Genomic DNA, 17,968 nt, shown 5'->3' with positions numbered 1-17,968 from the left:
TTTATAATGTGAATGAGAATCAATTTCAATTAAAATTGATTGAAAGGATGACATATATGCCAAACATGAAACAACAAACAGAAGCGTTAACGGTTCGAGACGCTGTCAGATATAGACGATCGATTCGAACATTCAAAGAAACGGCAGTGACCATTGAGCAGCTTCAGCCATTATTAGAGGATGCGGTCTATGCACCGAATCATAAAATCACTGAGCCATGGCGCTTTCTATACGCGACAACTGATGAAGCAAAAGCGACATTTGTTGAGCGCTTCATTGCTTTCTTTAAACGCAACAACCCAGATGCAAAGGAAGAAAAGATTACTCAATACAGAGACTACTTTTCAAAAGTCCCAGCGCTATTATTTGTCGTATTAAAGGAAGACGAGAACCCAGTGGTGAGAAATGATGATTTTGCCGCAGTGAGCGCTTTGATTCAAAACTTCCAGTTGCTCGCTTGGGATCAAGGGATCGGTATGGTATGGAAGAGTGGCCGCATTTTATACGACAAAGGCTTTCAACAGGAGATGGGATTAAAGGAAAACGAGCGTTTTGCAGCCATCCTTCACATCGGTTATCCAGAAGAAGTCCCTGAGGAAAAATCACGTCAGAAGGCATCAAGTCTGCTTACTGAAATTAAATAAAAGCAGCCCTTTTTGAAAGGGTCTGCTTTTTTACTTATTGTTTTTTGGCGCGCTGATCGGCTGCTTTCATACGTGCCATTGCTTTTACGTCATTTGGATCTGCAAGTTCTTTGGAAAATTCAACAAATTCGCCATCCGTCTCTTGTGCCGCGATTTCTTGGACAGATTTTTTGTGTTGGTCTTTTTTCAAAGCCTTCTCCTCCTTTACAAGATCACTATAGTTATGTGCTTGTTGGAGTGGAATATCCGTCTTATTTGCTTCTTTTTTCTGCTACTCTTTCCGCTTTTTTGAATTCCTGCTGATACAGGACTTCCTGGGTTTTCTTCAGCTTCGAAGTTGGTTGGTGGTCTTTTTTCTTCATCAAATTGGCCCCCTCATATCGTTTCTTCATAGGGTGGGTGTTTTTGACAAACTTTATTCCTCTGAATATAAAATCGCTTCTTTTAGCTCAGGGTGCAAAAATTCATAAGAAGAAAGCTGGGCCTTTTTCGGCAGGGCACGCTGGCCCTCTAAAACAAGTAATGACATTTCGCCAAGTGCCGTTTTGATAACAAAGGGTGGCACCTTCAGCCAGTGGGGACGGTGAAGGGCGGAGGCGATGGTTTGTCCGAGCTGCTTCATTTGAACAGGATTCGGAGACGTGACATTGAGTGGACCCGATACCGCGTCATGACGGATGGCAAAGGCAATGAGATGTGCCACATCTTCCACGTGAACCCACGATACCCATTGTGACCCCGAGCCGATGGTTCCACCGGCAAACAGCTTGTATGGCATGGTCATCAGAGGCAGTGTCCCTTTTTCTCCTAACACAACCCCAAAGCGTGTATAGACAGTACGGATGCCGAGAGCTTCCATTTTTTGACCCTCAGCTTCCCAAAGCTTTGACGTATGACCTAAAAAATCTGTATCGGCTGGAGGGGCTTCCTCCGTAAAATCCTCTGTCTTAGAAGTGCCATAAATACCGACAGCACTTGCTTGAATGAGCACGGACGGTTTCGTTTCCTGCGCTTCTATAATGCGTCTCACTTCTTGTGTTGATTGTAGACGGCTAGAGAGAATGCCTTCTTTCGCCTTGTCTGTCCAGCGTGTGAAAATGGATTTTCCAGCAAGGTTAATCCATACATCGATGGCAGGCAATTCATGTTCAGGCGCAGCACCTTCTGTCAGCCACTGCACGTAATGTAAATGATTTTGTTCGGATTCCTTTGAATTTCTTGTTAAAATATATAGATGATGTCCTTCAGCTGCGAGCACCTTTGTGACGTGCTGGCCGATAAAACCGGTTCCTCCGGTGATGGCGATATTCAATTGACATCTCTCCTCTCATATACATACCTATATCTTTCACAATTTTGAATCAGAAGAAACATCCTGACTGTTTTAGAAAAGGAGTGATTACAGGATGCCCTATATTACAAAAATTTCTGCTCAGAAAAACAATACAGAGCGCGTGAACATCTTTCTTGATGAAAAGTACGCCTTTAGCGTTGATCTAGATGTGCTCGTCCAGCACGATTTGAAAAAAGGGAAAGAGCTGGACGAAGCAGATATCATTCAGATTCAATTCGGTGATTCTGTCAAAAAGGGATTTCAGCAGGCCGTCGATTATTTATCTTACCGCATGAGATCAGTGAAAGAAGTCACCGATTATTTAACGAAAAAAGAAATACCAGCACCTGCTATTAGTGAAATTATACACAAATTAAAGCATTATAAGTATGTAAATGATCTTGAATTTGCAGAAGCATATGTGAGCACCCACCGGAAAACGAACAGCAAAGGGCCGTCCGTCCTGAAAAAAGAATTAAAGCTGAAAGGCATAGACGATGACACCATTGAACAAGCGCTATCGCAATATCCTGATGACTTACAGCTGGAGGAAGCCGTCAAGCAGGTTCTCAAGCTTGCGAGAAAAGAAAAGAATCGTTCTGCAAAAGAGATCGAGAAGCGCATCAAGCTCCAGCTTCAGCGAAAGGGATTTTCGTTTGCGGTCATTGATAAAGCCCTTCAAGAAGCCTATGATGGACAAGAAGAGGAAAAAGAAGAAGAAGCCCTCCTGTATATGCTCGAGAAGGCAAAGCGCAAGGTAGGATATGACGGGTCTTTTGAAAAGAAGATGAAAGTGAAGCAATTTTTATACCGAAAAGGCTTTGATCTCGATACAATTGATCACGTGTTAGACAAAGGGGAATAACAGATGGAAAAACGCTATAGTGAGATGACAGAATATGAATTAAAGCAGGAGATTGCAGCCCTTTCTGAAAAAGCTAGAAAGGCTGAGCAGCTAGGCATTGTGAATGAATACGCCGTCTTAGAGCGAAAAATTGATATGGCCAAAGCCTATTTATTAGATCCAGCCTTGATTCAGACCAAGACGACCTATCAAATCAAAGACACAGACGAGCAATTTTACGTGGAATATCTAAACGGGGTGTTTGCTTGGGGGTACAGAGTGTCGGCTCCAAATAAAGAAGATGCCCTGCCGATTTCAATGCTTACGCAAAAGGACTGATCTGAGGATCAGCGTGTAGAAAAACCCTCGCATTCTTTGTCAGTCCTGCGTGCCGGTGCTCACGAATGTCAAATTCGCTCCGCTCCAGTACTCGTCCTTCCTAGACTGCAAAGGTTTTCTATCACGCTGAAAAGAAGACAAAGGGCTAAAATAAAGATCATTTTAGCCCTTTGTCAACAATCTAAAGGACTGATCTGAGGATCAGTCCTTTTCTTTACTTCGAACGCTGTTTACGGACGTTGTTCTGAAGTACGATGTCGTGCTGCGTTTGCTGCGTTTCTCCGTTGACCTGAGAGGCAGAATGCTTTGCATTCGCCCATGGTTGAGGGTAAGCGGTTGTCCTTAGTTGAACAAAGTCTGCCATATACGATTTCCCATTTGAACTCATATTTCAAGCACTCCCTTTGGAAAAATTAGCGTTTCCCTGATGCCCTCATACGTTCCTGTGGACGTGTATTCGTCTCACCATTCGGCCTTTTAGACGCATAAGCATCTGTGGCGCCTGGTTCGCCTTCAAACTTGTGATTCACTTGATTTGGAAAGCCTTTTGCTTTATTGCGCATATCGATTCCCTCCAAACAATACAAATCATTTGCGTCTTTTGAAGACGTAAGGGTAGTATATGAAAAAAGAGGTTTTTTTTAAAAGGCACTTTCTGCTAGATGAAGGAGGAACCGACATGGAACAATACTTTGAGCGATTAACAGAACAACTCATGGAAAAAAACAATATGCTGACATATGAAGAAGCACGTACATGGGTAGAGCTGCTTTGGAGTGATTTTGAAACGACCTATGCAAAGGCAGGCCGCAAGTATAAAGGACAGGAAACGACAGAACGGATTGTCCAAGAATGGATTGAGAGCTACGGTGCTCAGCTGCATTTATTTCAAAATAAACAATCAAAGGCAAACGAGCATCTGCAACAAAACCACAAAGGGCTTCTGCACTAAAAGAGTTGTCCTTTTCACTTCTACTCATCTTTTTCAAAAAACAGGAAAATATATAAAAGTAAAAACAATTTTATGAAACAATACCCAGTCTGTGATAGGAATTACAGGCTTTTTACAATGTTTAAACTTAAAATTACATTAAATTCATCTTGCTGAAAATCACTGGAAATAAAACTTTGATATAATGAAACGATTAAAGAGACATGTAATTTATGGATAATAAAAAAGGGTTTCGTTTTCTGACAAAAAAGGAATAATGAACATAACAGACTATGTGAAAAAAGTGAAGAGAAGGTGCGATATGGAACGGGAATTGCTCTCTGTTATAATTCCTTCTTACAATGAAGGTGAAAACATCAGACGAATCTTTGAGGCACTCGAGGAAGAGTTTCGCGATTTTCATTATGACTTTGAAATCATCTTTATTAATGATGGAAGCAAAGACAATACGCTTCAATATATGAGAGAGCTCTCTCGCAAAAGTGCAAAGGTCAAATATATTTCCTTTTCGCGTAACTTCGGGAAGGAAGCCGCTATTTTGGCAGGGCTTGAACATGCAAAGGGAGCAGCTGCGATCATTATGGACGCCGACCTGCAGCACCCGACGTATTTGATTCAGGATTTTGTCAGAGGGTATGAAGAAGGCTACCATCAAGTCATTGCCAAACGGAACCGTAAAGGAGACAGCAAGCTTCGCTCTTACTTATCATCGATGTACTATAAAATCATGAACAAGGTGGTTGAAGTAGACTTGCGTGATGGTGTAGGAGATTTCCGTTTAATTTCACGCCAAGCAATCGACGCATTGCTGAAGCTGAAAGAGGGGAATCGTTTTTCGAAAGGGCTTTTTTGCTGGATTGGGTTTGAAGAAAAGGTCATCTATTATGAAAATGTCGAAAGACAGCATGGTGATACAAAATGGTCACTGAAGAAATTATTTAACTATGGCATTGATGGTGTGATTTCCTTTAACAACCGCCCGCTGCGTATTTGTTTTTATACTGGCATACTGATCTTATTCCTCTCTTTGATTTACATCGTGGCCACCTTTATTCAAATCGTCAGAACGGGCATTATGGTACCGGGTTATTTCACTTTAATATCGGCTGTGCTTTTCCTCGGAGGTGTCCAGCTTTTGAGTCTAGGCGTGATTGGAGAATACATTGGCCGGATCTACTATGAAACGAAAAAGAGGCCGCATTATTTAATCCAAGAATCAAATGTCATGGAACAAGAGACAAGCTCAAAAGAACAAGACCGAGTGTTAACGCAGTTATTTAAATAACGTGGAGTCAAATAACCGGCAAGCACGATTCGCTTGCTGGATTGTTTTGTTTCAAAGAACAGCGGATCTTTTGTGGAAAGGATTTAGATGATGAAACGTAGATGGATAATCATTGGAATGTGCCTCATTCTCGCTCTATTAGGACACTCCTTTTTCTTATATGAATATACGCAAGGCCGATATATGACAGGAGATGGGGACGGCATTTCTCAAATGCTCCCATTTAAAAAGCTGCTTTATGACGAATACGTCAAAGGAAACTTCTTTTATTCCTATCAATTTGGTCTAGGCGGCGGTACATACACACAATTAGGCTATTATTTTACAACGTCGACTGTCTTTATGGTCACAGTGCTTGTTGTCTGGATAATGAATGCGCTTCATCTCATTCAGTCAACGGACATTCATTTCTGGGCAAATGCTGTGATTTGGATCAGCGTGATCAAGCTGACGTTGATTCTTTTTATTGCGTATCGCGTTCTTTTTTCGCTGGTTCAAAATAGACTTGGCGCACTGACTGGTGCCGGGATCTATGGGCTGTCTATTGTGTATTTTCGACATGAAACGTTTTGGGAATTTTTCACCGACAGCATGATGTGGCTCCCGCTGCTTGTGCTTGGGATTGAACGTATTTTCAAAACAGGCAAGCCGGCTTGGTTTATTGTGGCTTGCAGCCTCATGCTGATCAACAATTTTTACTTTGCTTATATTCACTTTATCTTTTTAGCGATTTATCTCGTATTCAGATATATGATCAAGCTTCGGAGCGAGGAGCGCGGCTGGAAGGTTTTCTGGACCCTTGCGATTTCAACGCTGCTATCCTTTGGGATCAGTGCCGCCTTTTTTATCCCATCTGTTTACGGCTTTCTCAATAATATAAGACCGCCTTATGAACAGTCGATTCCTTGGTTCGAGCTGCATGATCATCTGCTGTTTACAAGCAGGGTGTATATATTACCTGTCATTTTTCTCATTTGTTTGTTCCTCGTTCCGCTTTACCGGAACAGGTGGTTTTTCATGTTCACATCGATCAGTGTTCTGCTCATGATTTTTCACTACAGTCCAAAGATGGCGAGCGTGTTTAATGGCTTTTCTGCACCGCAGTACCGATTTGAATACATTCTCGCCTTTACAGTTGGTGCGGTCGTTGCGATCACCATGAAGCATTTCACGCAAATAGAGTGGAAGTGGAAAAAGCGAGCGGTATTAGGTGCCTGGATTGTTTTCCTTCTCACTGTATTCTTGTCAGAACGAGCGATGGGAAATATGGATGTCGTTATATTTACAGGCATAGGACTGCTTGTGATTAGCTTGTTCTTCCTTTGGATACATGCTGAAAAACGTCAGCACCTTCGTCTCTTTTCAGCTGTACTCATTGTCGTTAGCCTACTGACAGCAGGCATTTATCAACAGGTTTATTTATCTGAAAGCAGCAATATCAATGAAGTATCAGATACGTATATGAAGAGTGAGGCGTATGCTGGCCCTGAGCAAATGGAGCTCATTCAGCAAATTCAAAGCCGCTCAAAAGACCCGCTCGCCCGAATTGATTGGATGAATGGTGTGCGAAACAATACCCCGTTATTTGAAGGCTTTCAAGGTATGAGTGTGTATTCGAGTATATTGAATCAGCATTTGCTCAATTTCTACTGGAATGACCTGCAAATTGATATGGGACGAGAAAGTGTCAGCCGTTATGCGACAATGGGTGACCGAGCGAATTTATACAGCCTGACCTACGGCAAGTATTATATGCGAGACAAAGCGATGTCTTACTCACCGCCAGCTTATTTCAAGCCGATGTTGGAAAGCGAGCATTATGAGGTGTATGAAAATACACGGCCGCTGCCATTTGCAAGAACAACAAGCACCGTCTATTCAGAAGCATCTCTACAGCACGCCTCAGCGCTTGATAAAGAACACGCGATGCTGCAAGGCGTGATTTTAGACAAAAAAGGAAACGCTGAAATCGAGCACTCACCCGATCGAGTAAAGGATACAACCATTCATACTGAACAAGCGGTGTATGAAAATGGTGTGCTTGATGTATACGGAAAAACGGGCGGCCTGAATATCACCCTTCCAGATGATATGGCCCGTGCTGGGGATGTGTATGTGAGCTTTTATGTGAAGCGGACAGACCGTAACGAAGGGTTTCAGTTGTCTGTTGATGACTACGTCACATCACGAAAAAGCAATACATCGATCTACAAAACAGGCGTAAATGAAGTGACCATTCGGGTCCCTGCTGAAAAGATCCTCTCTATTCGAGTGCCAAAAGGGACGTATGAGTTCAGTCAATTAAAGCTGTATCATGAACCTTACCGTATCCTAGAGCAGGCATATGAAAAAGAAAAACAGGATGATGGCAGCCAGCAGGTGAAGCTCGAAAACAACCGCTTTACGATTTCATATGATAACAAGCGCGGCGATGATTATATGGTCCTGCCTGTTCCATATGAAAAAGGCTGGGAGCTCACAGTAAACGGTCAGCAGACCGATATTGAACAAGCCAATTACGCCTTTATCGGTTTTCCAATAGAAAAAGGCAAAAACGAGATTGTGCTAACCTACTATCCGCCTTATATCAGAATTCTCGCATTGATCTCATTGATCAGTCTGATAGCTGCAATCCTTTATGCACGTAGAAAACACAAGAAACACCACTTTTAATTGATAAGTGGTGTTTTTTTATCTTCCATCTCATCGTGTCATAGAAAAAAACACCTGATCATCGTCTAGCATTTTCATACGTATATTTCTTCTTCCCATTCAATATGGTATTCGTTCATTTTTTTATCAATATCGAATTGAATATTCAAATGCTGAAATAATGCATTCAATTCTTCTGTCCTCTTTCTTCGATCTTTTTCATAATAATAGAACGCATCTCTATAATCATGATCTCTAAGCATTTTTGCTAATACCATGGCATCTTCTAGACTATACGATGCTCCTTGACCAACAAAAGGATTTGCCGTATGCACAGCATCACCTACAAGAACAACTCGTCCTTTTGACCACACAGGAAGATCCTTTATTTCATAGATACTTCGTGGAAAAAACCTTTCTGTATGATCGATGATGTCAGAAAGGTGTTTAGGAATGTTCCAATGTTCCATTTGTTTATATAATAACTTTCGAATGGTTTCTTTACTGGCTTTCTCAAAATGTTTTGCAGGTAACTTTTCAGGACACTGAGAGAAAGCTTGCCATAAAATATTCATTTTATTTGTCGGGTGCGCTTTTCCAAAAATGAATTGAAAGTTTCCATCATTGTAAAAATAACTTGTTGCCTCATCCAATACGAAATCCTTCACATAGGATATCCCTTGAAGTCCCCAAAAACCGCTATAGTCTAATTTGGCGTTAAATGCCACAGCTTCTCTCGTTTTCGAAAAAGTCCCATCTGCTCCTATCACAATATCGCCTGTTATCATGGTTTCATCTTCAAAAAGAACCTCAACGGAATGAGACGTCTGTTTGACCGAAGTTAACTTTTTATTGTATTTCACTTTTATTTCTTGACGGCGAACTTCCTTTAAAAGTGATTTGATGATTTGGTCTCTCATGACATTCAGTAAAGGGGCATGATAATATTTTTCGCTATAATTGTTGAAAATAGCTTCCACTTCATTTTCACTGTTTATTTGATGGATCCTCTTTATCACTGCTGCATTTGCTATCACTTCATCCTTACACCCTATTTCGTCCAAAATCTTTACACCATTTGGAGACAGTAAAAAACCTGCACCTGTTTCTAATTTATTTGATCTACTCTCGTAAATAGTGCTTTCAATTCCAGCCTTTTTCAAAAATAAAGAGGCAGCCAATCCTGCTACACCACTGCCGATAATGATCACATTTTTATTCCTCATCACCTTTTCCTCCTCTTTTACAAACAGACCGGTCGGTTTATTTTGGTGCAAAAAAATAAAATAGGTTCATTTTCATTTAGGTCAACATATCAAAAAATTCCCCCTTTCCATCTGTTTAATTGGTAATTAAAGTATATGATAATATGTTATTAATGATTTCGCAAGAATAAAACCCTTCAATTTCTGTTCATCTTCTTTTAAATAAAATGGATACAAACAAATATCAGGAGGATAACAAAAAATGAACAAAGACACTGTAATCAATCACTATGAACAATCCATTGAATGGGTGCAGTCGTTAACGGATGTAACAGACGAAAAATGGCGCAGGGCCATTGCTGATGGAAAGTGGAGCATCGCTGAAATCATCGCCCATTTGGTTCCGTGGGATGAATTTATTTTACATGATCGTCTAAAGGAATTTTGGAACGACCGGCCGTTACCTCAAGGACCTGATGTGCACGAAATGAATCAGCAGTCAGCCCAAATGGCGAGAAAGGAAGTAAAAAGCGAGACCATTCGACGATTTGTTGCTGTCAGAACAGAATTACTTCAAGAAATGAAGAAAATCAAAGCATCTCGCTGGAACGAATCCTTTCTTATCGGTCAAACCGAACTGACCCTGTTGAGTTATTTCGAAGGGCTCATTCAGCACGATATCCATCATATGCATCAAATCAAAGAAGTGCTCTCACTAGAAAGCACTTAAAGGCCGCAGATTACTCCGTCTCTTTCTCAAACGGAAACGCAGCATAATCAAACAAAAAATGAAACAAACAAAGGCTTAGAGCAAAGAGAATTTCCTCAGAGGTAGACAGCCAAATGTCGCCCACCAATTCATCTGATAAATAGACGGCTCCCCAAATAAACAAAAGATGAAGTGAAATGGCATAGAAAACGATCGATCGTTTTTTGGACCGGCACTTTCTGGCAAACCGCACGAGCACATGTTCCACATGTTCAAAAGATATCCCAAGCACGACATAAATGCCCATAAACAGCAGCATCGATAAAATCGATTGATAAAAAGCACCAGTCAAATGAAAGAACAGCACACAAAACAACAAAAATATGTAACAGACAGCAGAGGCTGCCATGAGCCATTTCAGCCCTTGCCATAAAGCGTGAACAGATTGCTGCATATGTAAACAATCACTCCTTTACATGAAATACCTGCAAAAAGGACAGACCTTTTTGCAGGAAGTATGCGTTAATCCTCTTTTTTAGGTGCAGCGATGACAGGATGTTTTTCTGTAGAAAGCAATGTTAAGAAGTCTTCGCCTTGATCTAAATGGTCTAGCACCAGCTGTTTCGGTGTGGCCGCAAGCCACTGGTTGAGTGAAATGTCTGCATAATGATCGCTCTTGAAGATTTCTAAGAAATAAAGCGGTTCGTCCCCAGTATTTTCTACATAATGCCCCATCGCAAATGGTACATATCCCACGTCTCCCGCCTGATAGTTGAAGGATCTTGCATGTCCGTCAGAAGCAAATACCGTCATTCGTGCCTTTCCAGAAATGAAATATTGCCATTCATCCGTATTTGGATGCCAGTGCAGCTCACGAATGGCACCAGGATCGACTTTGACAAGAGCAGACGCAATCGTTTTAGATGCTTTGAAATTGGTTGAGTCTGCGATCCAGACCTGTCCGCCGCTTGAAGTAATCGGCTCTTGTTTTAACAGCTCATATTTAAAGGAATGAGGGACTTCTCCTTGCGCTGTTTTCACCTTGTCACTTTCAAGAGAGCCAGGCAGACCTTTTTGGAAAATATACTTCTCTTTCTCTGGCAGCTTGTTCAACTGTTCCTTTGTCAGTCCGAAGTTCTTGAGCACGACTTCTTCTGGCGTATGAGCAAGCCAATCGGTCACTTGGAAGGTACTATTTTCTGAGAAAGACCCGTCATCAAACACAAGCAAAAATTCAGCTCCCGGTTCAAGTGCTTGAATGGAGTGCGGCAAGCCAGAAGGGAAGTACCACAAATCACCTTCTGTCACATCCTCTGTAAAATTACGTCCCTCTGCATCAACCGATGTAATCCGCGCTTCCCCATAAATCATGTACGCCCATTCCGCTTCCTTATGCCAATGCAGCTCACGAATAGCGCCCGGCTTTAGCCGCATATTCACAGAGGCAAGACTTTTAGAGATCGGCAATTCACGAACCGTTACTTCGCGTGCATAGCCGCCATTTTCTAAACGGTTGTGCGTATCAGAAAAAGAATATTTCATGTTGGAGACCGTTCCATGATCTGTTTCCGGCGGCGTGAGCATATCTGGGTTTTGTCTGTCTCGCTCGAGATTTCGTGGAATTTTGACCGTTGCTCCTTTTTCTCCTCGGATTGGCTGTGGTACACCATTTTGCTTTTCACTCATGATAAAATCCCCTTTCAACATCGTATTGTGTGAGGTGATAAAAGGCCTCTCATTTCGCCCTCGTTTTCATAAGGTGAAATCAATCAAGTGGATGTCAATCTGATTCATCATTTTTTTGTGCAGCAACTAATGTTTGGATGAGCTTGCTTAATTCATCAAACTTTCGTTCAAAGCGTGTCAGCAAGTAAACCGTCAAAATGGCGGGGAAGCCAGCCTGACCGAGCTGCTTCAGCCATTCCTCTGAAAAAAAGTTCTCCATTTGTCTCACCTCCCAGCTGATGCTCGTCTTTTATATAGGTGGTCTGAAAGAAGGAAAAGGAAAGCAAAGCGGGAGAAAATGAACCATTAGACCCGTTTCATGAAGTTTACTTTTTTTAACTTTTGTCCACTTAATTCAAATAGAGGGAACAAAGGGGAGGATGCACATGGATTATCGGCTGTTATTAAAAGTAAAATGGAAGGAAATCATTGATCACCCGCTCATTCAGCAGTTTTTAAGCAACCCGAAAAACGAGCAGCTGCTCCGGCAAGTCATGGAAGAGCCAAACGAAGAAAATGCGAAAAAGCTAGATTCTGAGTTCAAGCAGTTCTACCAGAAGATCCGCATCATCAAGTATATCTCCACAATGATCCGCATCTTTTCAGTCGACTTTGACAAACGAGTGAAAAAGAAGCAGCAGCGTTTTCCACTCACACTGGATCATCCTGATCGTCAAGAAGTGAAAGACCCTGTTCAAACAGATACGTATGAAGCCGTGCTCTCCAACCAGCAAGACCTAGGGGAGCACCTGCAAGATCAAAGGCTGTACAAGGCCTACCAGCAGCTCACAGACAAACAAAAAATGGTCTTAACCCATATTTATGTCGAAGGCCAAACGATGAAGGAAATAGCCGACCGGCTGGGCAAAACAAGACAAAACATCTCAAACATTCACAAAAAAGCACTCAACAAACTAAAAGAAGAAACAGGGGGAGATGTCCGTGAACGAAGACAAAATCACCAATGGAGAAATGGAAGAACTCATTGAAACCTTCACACCCATGATCAAAAAGAAACTACAAAACACGGCATATCAAGAAAGAGAAGACCTCGAACAAGAACTCTATATCAAACTCATCGAAAAAGTAGACTGGCTGATTTACCAAGAGGGACCTGGCTTCTGGGAGTTTATTGTGGAATATATGACGAAGTTGTAAAAGGGGGGTGATGGTGCGAATGTAAGGTGAACATAAAATCCCCGGGGCATTCGCACCTTTTTATTCGACAAAAATGAGAAAAAATGTATATTTTGTAGTGGGGAAAACAAAATTCTAGTTAGAATCCTGATGATTTTGACAATCATTCCCTGAAAAATGTTACAATTAGGGCGGAAATCGCAGTCGCACTCTACATGAGTGCGTAGAACACAGTTTCTGCGAGTTATTTAAATTCAAGTGCCTATTCAGTTCAAAATCTACACGAATGAATAATCAAAATATTGTACTTTCCTTCTAATGCCAAGCCCTACACAACACAAAAAAAGACTCGCTCACACAGAGCCGAGTCTTAATTTTTTTTGCAGTTTTTCTTCACTGAAAATCCAGCCGGTATAGGAATTTTTGATTTGGTGGTCCATGTCGATATGGCAGATCGCGACGAAAGGATAGTGACCTTTGCTGCGGTAGCGCAAATCAATGAACCGGACCTCATAATGATCCTTGTATTTATCCACTTCCCACCGGTAGACAGGGGAGAAGGAGAGAAAGGCTGAAATGTTTTCATCTTGCTTGGCAATTTTCATAATCTCAGTATCAGGGACCGGCACACGGTTAAATGTGTCTAAAATGACGATCTCTCCATTCATGCTGCGACCGACATGGAAAGAAGATTTGCATTTCACGGCAATGCGCCATTGTCTGAACTTCATTGTAGGCGAAATAATAATGTCCTCAATCTCATCAAATCGTGCACGCAGCTCACGTTTAATCTGAAGCTGCATGATAACCCTGACGATATAGTAACAGAAAATCACGGCATACAGCGTAATGAACGTATAGCCGGGATGTCCGCCAATGGCCCAGATGACAATGGCGGCAAGGTGTGTAAAAAAGATAAACGGATCAAAGGTGTTAATGATCCCAAGTGCTATCCACTTCTTCGAAAATGGACGAATGGCCTGCGTGCCGTATGCATTGAAAATATCGACAAACACATGTAGCACGACGGCTAACAAAGTCCATAACCAAAGGTGAAGTAAATTCGCCCCCGGCACAAATGGGAAAAGCACAGCCGGAATCAGCAACGACCAGAACAGTACAGCCGGAATGGAGTGAGTAAATCCCCGGTGATTTCTTATATAAACCGCATTGTTTTTTAGTTTTAGCACAGTATCAATGTCTGGTGCTTGGGAGCCGGCAATGGTCGCGATCATCACGGCATGTGCCATTTGTGGATCTGCGCTGACGGCTGGGTCTAAAAGTGCAAGTCCCCCAAGTGAAATGCCCATTACTATATGAGTACCAGTATCCAATTGATTACCTCCTAGTTGTCATGCTTAGGAACAATCATACAAAGTATACGTCTTCGTTCAAGACTATGTGCAAAATCACTTTTGCTTTGTCTTGATTTAATGTAACATGTTAACGTATCTACAAACAGTATACAACAAATAAGGTTCTTTTCAGAACGTTAGCCCTTGGTTCAATGAGAAGGAGTATAAAGATGAAAGACATTCAAGAAAAGCTGGACCGCAAAGATATTGCGGGCTTTCAGCATGATTTAATTGATTGGTATGAAAAAGAACAACGGACACTGCCATGGCGTGAAAATCAAGATCCATACCGCGTCTGGGTATCAGAAGTGATGCTTCAGCAAACGAGAGTGGATACGGTTATTCCGTACTTCCACCGGTTTATGGAGCAATTCCCGACGGTGAAGGATCTCGCTTTAGCCGATGAAGAAAAAGTCATGAAAGCATGGGAAGGTCTTGGCTACTACTCAAGAGTGCGTAATTTACAGGCAGCTGTGAAAGAAGTATATGAATCCTACGGTGGTGTCGTCCCTGATACGAAAGAGCAATTTTCAAAGCTCAAAGGTGTAGGCCCTTATACAAGTGGTGCAGTGCTGAGCATCGCCTACAACAAGCCGTACCCTGCGGTAGATGGCAACGTCATGAGGGTCATTTCCCGGATCTTATCGATATGGGATGACATTGCAAAACCAAAAACGAGAAACACGTTCGAATTTGCTGTCGATCAGCTCATTTCCCGGGAAAAGCCGTCTGAATTCAATCAAGGGCTGATGGAGCTAGGTGCGCTCATTTGCACCCCAACATCCCCTGCATGTCTCATTTGCCCTGTAAACATGCATTGCTCGGCTTTAGAGGAAGGCGTTCAGCATGAGCTGCCAGTGAAAAGCAAAAAGAAAAAGCCTACTGCCAAATCAATGGCAGCAGCGGTTTTATTTGATGATGCAGGCCACCTATATATTCATAAGCGGCCAAGTACAGGCCTCCTTGCGAATTTATGGGAATTCCCTAACCTGGAAACCGTGAAGGGAAGAAAAACGGAAAAAGAGCAGCTGCTTGAATTTCTAAAAGAAGAGGCAGGTGTACAAGCGGAGCTTGGTGATTTAGAAGGCACCATTCAGCACGTATTTACCCACCTCATCTGGAATATTTCTGTTTTCTTTGGACGTGTGACCTCTGTATCTGATGACACTGTGTTAAAAAAAATCACAACAGAAGAATTTGAGGCATTTGCTCTGCCAGTCTCACATCAAAAAATATGGAAGATGGCACTTGAGCAGCCTAGTCATATTTAACTGTTGTACCGTGGGTGTAATCGGCTTCATTCCTGTGCAGACCCCCGCGGTTTTCGATTTCAGAAATGATTTCTCGATACTTAGATTGCCCTTCTTCGTTTAAATAAGGTAAAATTTGTTGGAAAGCATGATGAAAGTAAGCAAGCTCAGTATCTTTCCATTGATCCTTGGACATCATGCCAAGCTGGCTTAACTCGCGTCCGACATACATGAATGTAACCTCCTAATAGGAACTTTCCTATTAGTGTGAAGCGAATGAACGAAAACTATTCAAATCAGGAGATGAACCATAATGAGTCAACGTAAATGTGCATTAATTACAGGCAGCAGCAGAGGTGTCGGTAAAGAAGTTGCCCTTCGCCTAGCTGAAAAAGGATATGACATTGTCATTAACTATGCAAGAAGCAAAAAAGCTGCACTTGAAACAGCGGAGGAAATTGAAGCGATGGGCGTGAAAACATTGGTCGTAAAAGCCAATGTAGGCCAGCCTGAGAAAATCAAAGACATGTTTCAGCAAATCGATGAAACATTTGGCCGTTTAGATGTATTTGTCAACAATGCGGCATCTGGCGTTCAGCGCCCAATCATGGACCTTGAAGAAAACCATTGGGACTGGACAATGAATATCAATGCGAAAGCCTTGTTATTTTGCGGACAAGAAGCGGCAAAATTAATGGAGAAAAACGGCGGCGGACATATCGTCAGCATTAGCTCACTAGGCTCCATCCGCTACCTTGAAAATTACACAGTGGTCGGCGTCTCTAAAGCGGCACTAGAAGCTTTAACGCGTTACCTATCCGTTGAATTGTCACAAAAAAATATTGTCGTGAACGCAGTATCAGGCGGCGCGATCGATACAGATGCACTAAAGCACTTTCCGAACCGAGAAGAGCTTTTAGAAGACGCGAAGAAAAACACCCCTGCTGGCCGAATGGTGGAAATTAAAGACATGGTCGACAGCGTGGAGTTCCTTGTATCAGGCAAGGCAGACATGATTAGAGGACAGACGATTATTGTGGATGGCGGACGTTCTTTGCTTGTTTAAAAAAATCATGAATAGGATGTATACCTTCTGCACAAATTAATGTGCGTGGAGGTGATAATGATGGATAAACAACAAAACAAAACAAACGCACAACAAGTGAAAAAACAAAACCAAGCTGCTGCTCAAGGTCAATATGGTACTGAATTTGCTAGCGAGACTGACGCACAACAAGTGAAAAAACAAAACCAAGCTGCTGCTCAAGGTCAATATGGTACTGAATTTGCTAGCGAGACTGACGCACAGCAAGTAAAAAAATACAACCAAAAAGCTGAGCAAAACAAACAACAAAACAGCTAATCACTGAAACAGAGAGAAGCACTTCATCTACGAATGAAGTGCTTTTCTTTTTGCCTGTCACCACCATCCGACAAAACCTGTAAAACCTCTACATAAACAGTCAAAGGACTTCTTCATCCTTTCAAGAAATGGTATAGATACAAAAAATGGATTTGAGTGAAAAGGGAGGAGTTAGATGTCTGATTTCGATCAGCTTGTAAGAAAGCAAATGCAGCTCATGGACCAGCTGCTCGATGTACAAGGGGAACTCGACATGTGCTTAGAAACAGAAAAACGATTGCTGCAAGATGAAAAAAAGGAAGAGCGGCATAGGCTTCATGACCAAATCAAACAGAAACGAGAAGAACTGCTAAAAGTCCAAACATTATTTACAAAACAGACAGAACAGGTCATCAATTCATATAAACAGATGGAGAAGAGTTCAACCGTGATGTAAGAGAGTGTGCCGTTCAATTGGGTTGAATGGCTTTTTCATTTCATTTTTTAACTATGTAACGGTATAATATAATAGAGACATGTTTAGTTGGGAAATTAGGTCTTTGGACTGTTAGGTTTGTTTGTTATAGAAAGTAGGGGAGAAAATATGGGCTATCCCAAGGAAGGAGAAACCATCCAAATTCAAAGCTATAAACATAATGGCTTGATCCACAGGATTTGGAATGAAACCACCATTCTGAAAGCAACGGAATTGTGTATCATTGGTGCAAACGACCGTACAATGGTGACTGAATCCGATGGCCGTACATGGATGACGAGAGAGCCGGCTATTTGCTATTTTCATGCAAAACAATGGTTTAATGTAATTGGGATGCTTAGAGATGATGGGGTATATTATTACTGCAACATTAGCTCTCCTTTTGCGACAGACGAAGAGGCAATTAAGTATATTGATTACGATTTAGATGTCAAAGTCTTTCCAGACATGACGTACAATATTTTGGATGAGGATGAATATGCAGATCATAAGAGGCAGATGAATTATCCAAAAGAAATCGATAGTATCTTAAGAGAGCATCTGAATACATTACTGCATTGGATTCACCAGCGGAAAGGTCCGTTTGCTCCTGAATTTGTGGATATGTGGTATGAACGTTTTTTGCATTATACAAAATAAGCAAGAGCAGCAAAAACCTGTTTGGCTTTACATAAGCTAACAGGTTTTTGACTGCGTACGG

Annotated in this window: 25 protein-coding genes; 14 read left to right on the top strand and 11 right to left on the bottom strand. The window is 41.8% G+C overall.

The features are described 5' to 3' along the window. Nucleotides 1–56 precede the first annotated feature (56 nt). Nucleotides 57–644, top strand: a complete 588-nt coding sequence (locus tag ACSLGF_RS14820) for a nitroreductase family protein (RefSeq protein ID WP_456006745.1) — start codon at nt 57–59, stop codon at nt 642–644. 34 nt (nt 645–678) lie between these two features. Here ACSLGF_RS14820 and ACSLGF_RS14815 read toward each other — a convergent pair whose 3' ends face one another. The 3 genes from ACSLGF_RS14815 to ACSLGF_RS14805 form a co-directional block, all read right to left on the bottom strand. Beyond that, the gene (locus tag ACSLGF_RS14815; protein WP_099727612.1) at nt 679–834 is read right to left on the bottom strand and encodes a YfhD family protein; all 156 of its coding nucleotides are present in this window, start codon (nt 832–834) and stop codon (nt 679–681) included. A 61-nt stretch (nt 835–895) separates the two neighbouring features. Next, nucleotides 896–1,006: a YfhE family protein gene (locus ACSLGF_RS14810; protein WP_456006742.1), complete on the bottom strand. Its 111-nt coding sequence runs from the start codon at nt 1,004–1,006 to the stop codon at nt 896–898. Between the two features lie 53 nt (nt 1,007–1,059). Next, nucleotides 1,060–1,956 (bottom strand): TIGR01777 family oxidoreductase, encoded by an 897-nt coding sequence (locus tag ACSLGF_RS14805; protein ID WP_456006739.1) that lies wholly within the window; start codon nt 1,954–1,956, stop codon nt 1,060–1,062. 94 nt (nt 1,957–2,050) lie between these two features. Between ACSLGF_RS14805 and recX the strand changes: the two genes are divergently transcribed. After that, nucleotides 2,051–2,842 carry a recombination regulator RecX gene (gene recX / locus ACSLGF_RS14800; RefSeq protein ID WP_456006737.1) on the top strand — a complete coding sequence of 264 codons (792 nt, stop codon included), beginning with the start codon at nt 2,051–2,053 and terminating at the stop codon, nt 2,840–2,842. A 3-nt stretch (nt 2,843–2,845) separates the two neighbouring features. Beyond that, entirely contained in the window at nt 2,846–3,160 is a 315-nt protein-coding gene (locus tag ACSLGF_RS14795; RefSeq protein ID WP_105928239.1) for a YfhH family protein, read from the top strand. Nucleotides 3,161–3,374: 214 nt separating this feature from the next. On the opposite strand, the gene ACSLGF_RS14790 is transcribed toward ACSLGF_RS14795, so the two are convergent. Continuing rightward, nucleotides 3,375–3,548 (bottom strand): YpzG family protein, encoded by a 174-nt coding sequence (locus tag ACSLGF_RS14790; protein WP_008360604.1) that lies wholly within the window; start codon nt 3,546–3,548, stop codon nt 3,375–3,377. Between the two features lie 25 nt (nt 3,549–3,573). Further along, on the bottom strand, nt 3,574–3,723 hold the full coding sequence (locus ACSLGF_RS14785; RefSeq protein WP_003217849.1) for a small, acid-soluble spore protein K: 150 nt from the start codon (nt 3,721–3,723) through the stop codon (nt 3,574–3,576). 116 nt (nt 3,724–3,839) lie between these two features. Here ACSLGF_RS14785 and ACSLGF_RS14780 point away from each other — a divergent pair, with 116 nt between their 5' ends. The 3 genes from ACSLGF_RS14780 (at nt 3,840) to ACSLGF_RS14770 (ending at nt 8,070) form a co-directional block, all read left to right on the top strand. Next, complete coding sequence (locus ACSLGF_RS14780; RefSeq protein WP_099727607.1) at nt 3,840–4,112, top strand: YfhJ family protein; 273 nt, start codon at nt 3,840–3,842, stop codon at nt 4,110–4,112. A 301-nt stretch (nt 4,113–4,413) separates the two neighbouring features. Continuing rightward, nucleotides 4,414–5,397, top strand: a complete 984-nt coding sequence (locus ACSLGF_RS14775; protein WP_456006733.1) for a glycosyltransferase family 2 protein — start codon at nt 4,414–4,416, stop codon at nt 5,395–5,397. A gap of 87 nt (nt 5,398–5,484) precedes the next feature. Next, complete coding sequence (locus ACSLGF_RS14770) at nt 5,485–8,070, top strand: YfhO family protein (RefSeq protein WP_456006730.1); 2,586 nt, start codon at nt 5,485–5,487, stop codon at nt 8,068–8,070. Nucleotides 8,071–8,144: 74 nt separating this feature from the next. On the opposite strand, the gene ACSLGF_RS14765 is transcribed toward ACSLGF_RS14770, so the two are convergent. After that, nucleotides 8,145–9,275, bottom strand: a complete 1,131-nt coding sequence (locus ACSLGF_RS14765) for an FAD-dependent oxidoreductase (protein WP_456006728.1) — start codon at nt 9,273–9,275, stop codon at nt 8,145–8,147. A 241-nt stretch (nt 9,276–9,516) separates the two neighbouring features. Here ACSLGF_RS14765 and ACSLGF_RS14760 point away from each other — a divergent pair, with 241 nt between their 5' ends. Beyond that, on the top strand, nt 9,517–9,984 hold the full coding sequence (locus ACSLGF_RS14760; RefSeq protein ID WP_456006726.1) for a DinB family protein: 468 nt from the start codon (nt 9,517–9,519) through the stop codon (nt 9,982–9,984). A 10-nt stretch (nt 9,985–9,994) separates the two neighbouring features. Here the strand turns inward: ACSLGF_RS14760 and ACSLGF_RS14755 are convergent, their stop codons facing one another. The 3 genes from ACSLGF_RS14755 to ACSLGF_RS14745 form a co-directional block, all read right to left on the bottom strand. Then, a complete protein-coding gene (locus tag ACSLGF_RS14755; RefSeq protein ID WP_456006724.1) occupies nt 9,995–10,417 on the bottom strand; it encodes a regulatory YrvL family protein in 423 nt (140 codons plus the stop codon). 68 nt (nt 10,418–10,485) lie between these two features. Further along, a complete protein-coding gene (locus tag ACSLGF_RS14750; protein ID WP_456006721.1) occupies nt 10,486–11,649 on the bottom strand; it encodes an oxalate decarboxylase family bicupin in 1,164 nt (387 codons plus the stop codon). 94 nt (nt 11,650–11,743) lie between these two features. Next, nucleotides 11,744–11,908: a YvrJ family protein gene (locus tag ACSLGF_RS14745; RefSeq protein WP_008360622.1), complete on the bottom strand. Its 165-nt coding sequence runs from the start codon at nt 11,906–11,908 to the stop codon at nt 11,744–11,746. Between the two features lie 166 nt (nt 11,909–12,074). Here ACSLGF_RS14745 and ACSLGF_RS14740 point away from each other — a divergent pair, with 166 nt between their 5' ends. Together ACSLGF_RS14740 and rsoA are read left to right on the top strand one after the other, a co-directional pair. Further along, the gene (locus ACSLGF_RS14740; RefSeq protein ID WP_456006719.1) at nt 12,075–12,677 is read left to right on the top strand and encodes a sigma-70 family RNA polymerase sigma factor; all 603 of its coding nucleotides are present in this window, start codon (nt 12,075–12,077) and stop codon (nt 12,675–12,677) included. Then, nucleotides 12,625–12,846, top strand: a complete 222-nt coding sequence (gene rsoA, locus ACSLGF_RS14735; RefSeq protein WP_034664988.1) for a sigma-O factor regulator RsoA — start codon at nt 12,625–12,627, stop codon at nt 12,844–12,846. The genes ACSLGF_RS14740 and rsoA overlap by 53 nt, the downstream gene beginning before the upstream one ends. A 332-nt stretch (nt 12,847–13,178) precedes the next feature. Here rsoA and ACSLGF_RS14730 read toward each other — a convergent pair whose 3' ends face one another. Then, the gene (locus ACSLGF_RS14730) at nt 13,179–14,159 is read right to left on the bottom strand and encodes a metal-dependent hydrolase (protein WP_456006717.1); all 981 of its coding nucleotides are present in this window, start codon (nt 14,157–14,159) and stop codon (nt 13,179–13,181) included. Between the two features lie 191 nt (nt 14,160–14,350). Between ACSLGF_RS14730 and mutY the strand changes: the two genes are divergently transcribed. Next, a complete protein-coding gene (gene mutY, locus ACSLGF_RS14725; protein WP_456006715.1) occupies nt 14,351–15,451 on the top strand; it encodes an A/G-specific adenine glycosylase in 1,101 nt (366 codons plus the stop codon). Here mutY and ACSLGF_RS14720 read toward each other — a convergent pair. Then, on the bottom strand, nt 15,438–15,662 hold the full coding sequence (locus ACSLGF_RS14720; RefSeq protein WP_456006713.1) for a hypothetical protein: 225 nt from the start codon (nt 15,660–15,662) through the stop codon (nt 15,438–15,440). The two genes, mutY and ACSLGF_RS14720, sit on opposite strands and share 14 nt — an antisense overlap. 81 nt (nt 15,663–15,743) lie before the next feature. Here ACSLGF_RS14720 and fabL point away from each other — a divergent pair, with 81 nt between their 5' ends. The 4 genes from fabL (at nt 15,744) to ntdP (ending at nt 17,907) form a co-directional block, all read left to right on the top strand. Then, a complete protein-coding gene (fabL, locus tag ACSLGF_RS14715) occupies nt 15,744–16,496 on the top strand; it encodes an enoyl-[acyl-carrier-protein] reductase FabL (RefSeq protein WP_024425211.1) in 753 nt (250 codons plus the stop codon). A gap of 60 nt (nt 16,497–16,556) precedes the next feature. Beyond that, a complete protein-coding gene (locus ACSLGF_RS14710; RefSeq protein WP_456006711.1) occupies nt 16,557–16,793 on the top strand; it encodes a gamma-type small acid-soluble spore protein in 237 nt (78 codons plus the stop codon). A 175-nt stretch (nt 16,794–16,968) separates the two neighbouring features. Next, nucleotides 16,969–17,229 (top strand): YgaB family protein, encoded by a 261-nt coding sequence (locus ACSLGF_RS14705; protein WP_456006709.1) that lies wholly within the window; start codon nt 16,969–16,971, stop codon nt 17,227–17,229. A gap of 147 nt (nt 17,230–17,376) precedes the next feature. Continuing rightward, complete coding sequence (ntdP, locus tag ACSLGF_RS14700) at nt 17,377–17,907, top strand: nucleoside tri-diphosphate phosphatase (protein ID WP_012009337.1); 531 nt, start codon at nt 17,377–17,379, stop codon at nt 17,905–17,907. Nucleotides 17,908–17,968: the final 61 nt, after the last annotated feature.

Source organism: Bacillus sp. A015, from assembly GCF_053851875.1.
This window is presented reverse-complemented; position numbering and strand designations above follow the sequence as displayed.

Excerpts from the sequence above, each read along its gene's own strand:
- ACSLGF_RS14820 (WP_456006745.1), top strand. The coding sequence starts at position 57 with ATGCCAAACATGAAACAACAAACAGAAGCGTTAACGGTTCGAGACGCT.
- ACSLGF_RS14810 (WP_456006742.1), bottom strand. The coding sequence starts at position 1,006 with ATGAAGAAAAAAGACCACCAACCAACTTCGAAGCTGAAGAAAACCCAG.
- recX (WP_456006737.1), top strand. The coding sequence starts at position 2,051 with ATGCCCTATATTACAAAAATTTCTGCTCAGAAAAACAATACAGAGCGC.
- ACSLGF_RS14795 (WP_105928239.1), top strand. The coding sequence starts at position 2,846 with ATGGAAAAACGCTATAGTGAGATGACAGAATATGAATTAAAGCAGGAG.
- ACSLGF_RS14790 (WP_008360604.1), bottom strand. The coding sequence starts at position 3,548 with ATGAGTTCAAATGGGAAATCGTATATGGCAGACTTTGTTCAACTAAGG.
- ACSLGF_RS14785 (WP_003217849.1), bottom strand. The coding sequence starts at position 3,723 with ATGCGCAATAAAGCAAAAGGCTTTCCAAATCAAGTGAATCACAAGTTT.
- ACSLGF_RS14780 (WP_099727607.1), top strand. The coding sequence starts at position 3,840 with ATGGAACAATACTTTGAGCGATTAACAGAACAACTCATGGAAAAAAAC.
- ACSLGF_RS14775 (WP_456006733.1), top strand. The coding sequence starts at position 4,414 with ATGGAACGGGAATTGCTCTCTGTTATAATTCCTTCTTACAATGAAGGT.
- ACSLGF_RS14770 (WP_456006730.1), top strand. The coding sequence starts at position 5,485 with ATGATGAAACGTAGATGGATAATCATTGGAATGTGCCTCATTCTCGCT.
- ACSLGF_RS14765 (WP_456006728.1), bottom strand. The coding sequence starts at position 9,275 with ATGAGGAATAAAAATGTGATCATTATCGGCAGTGGTGTAGCAGGATTG.
- ACSLGF_RS14760 (WP_456006726.1), top strand. The coding sequence starts at position 9,517 with ATGAACAAAGACACTGTAATCAATCACTATGAACAATCCATTGAATGG.
- ACSLGF_RS14755 (WP_456006724.1), bottom strand. The coding sequence starts at position 10,417 with ATGCAGCAATCTGTTCACGCTTTATGGCAAGGGCTGAAATGGCTCATG.
- ACSLGF_RS14750 (WP_456006721.1), bottom strand. The coding sequence starts at position 11,649 with ATGAGTGAAAAGCAAAATGGTGTACCACAGCCAATCCGAGGAGAAAAA.
- ACSLGF_RS14745 (WP_008360622.1), bottom strand. The coding sequence starts at position 11,908 with ATGGAGAACTTTTTTTCAGAGGAATGGCTGAAGCAGCTCGGTCAGGCT.
- ACSLGF_RS14740 (WP_456006719.1), top strand. The coding sequence starts at position 12,075 with ATGGATTATCGGCTGTTATTAAAAGTAAAATGGAAGGAAATCATTGAT.
- rsoA (WP_034664988.1), top strand. The coding sequence starts at position 12,625 with ATGTCCGTGAACGAAGACAAAATCACCAATGGAGAAATGGAAGAACTC.
- mutY (WP_456006715.1), top strand. The coding sequence starts at position 14,351 with ATGAAAGACATTCAAGAAAAGCTGGACCGCAAAGATATTGCGGGCTTT.
- ACSLGF_RS14720 (WP_456006713.1), bottom strand. The coding sequence starts at position 15,662 with ATGTATGTCGGACGCGAGTTAAGCCAGCTTGGCATGATGTCCAAGGAT.
- fabL (WP_024425211.1), top strand. The coding sequence starts at position 15,744 with ATGAGTCAACGTAAATGTGCATTAATTACAGGCAGCAGCAGAGGTGTC.
- ACSLGF_RS14710 (WP_456006711.1), top strand. The coding sequence starts at position 16,557 with ATGGATAAACAACAAAACAAAACAAACGCACAACAAGTGAAAAAACAA.
- ACSLGF_RS14705 (WP_456006709.1), top strand. The coding sequence starts at position 16,969 with ATGTCTGATTTCGATCAGCTTGTAAGAAAGCAAATGCAGCTCATGGAC.
- ntdP (WP_012009337.1), top strand. The coding sequence starts at position 17,377 with ATGGGCTATCCCAAGGAAGGAGAAACCATCCAAATTCAAAGCTATAAA.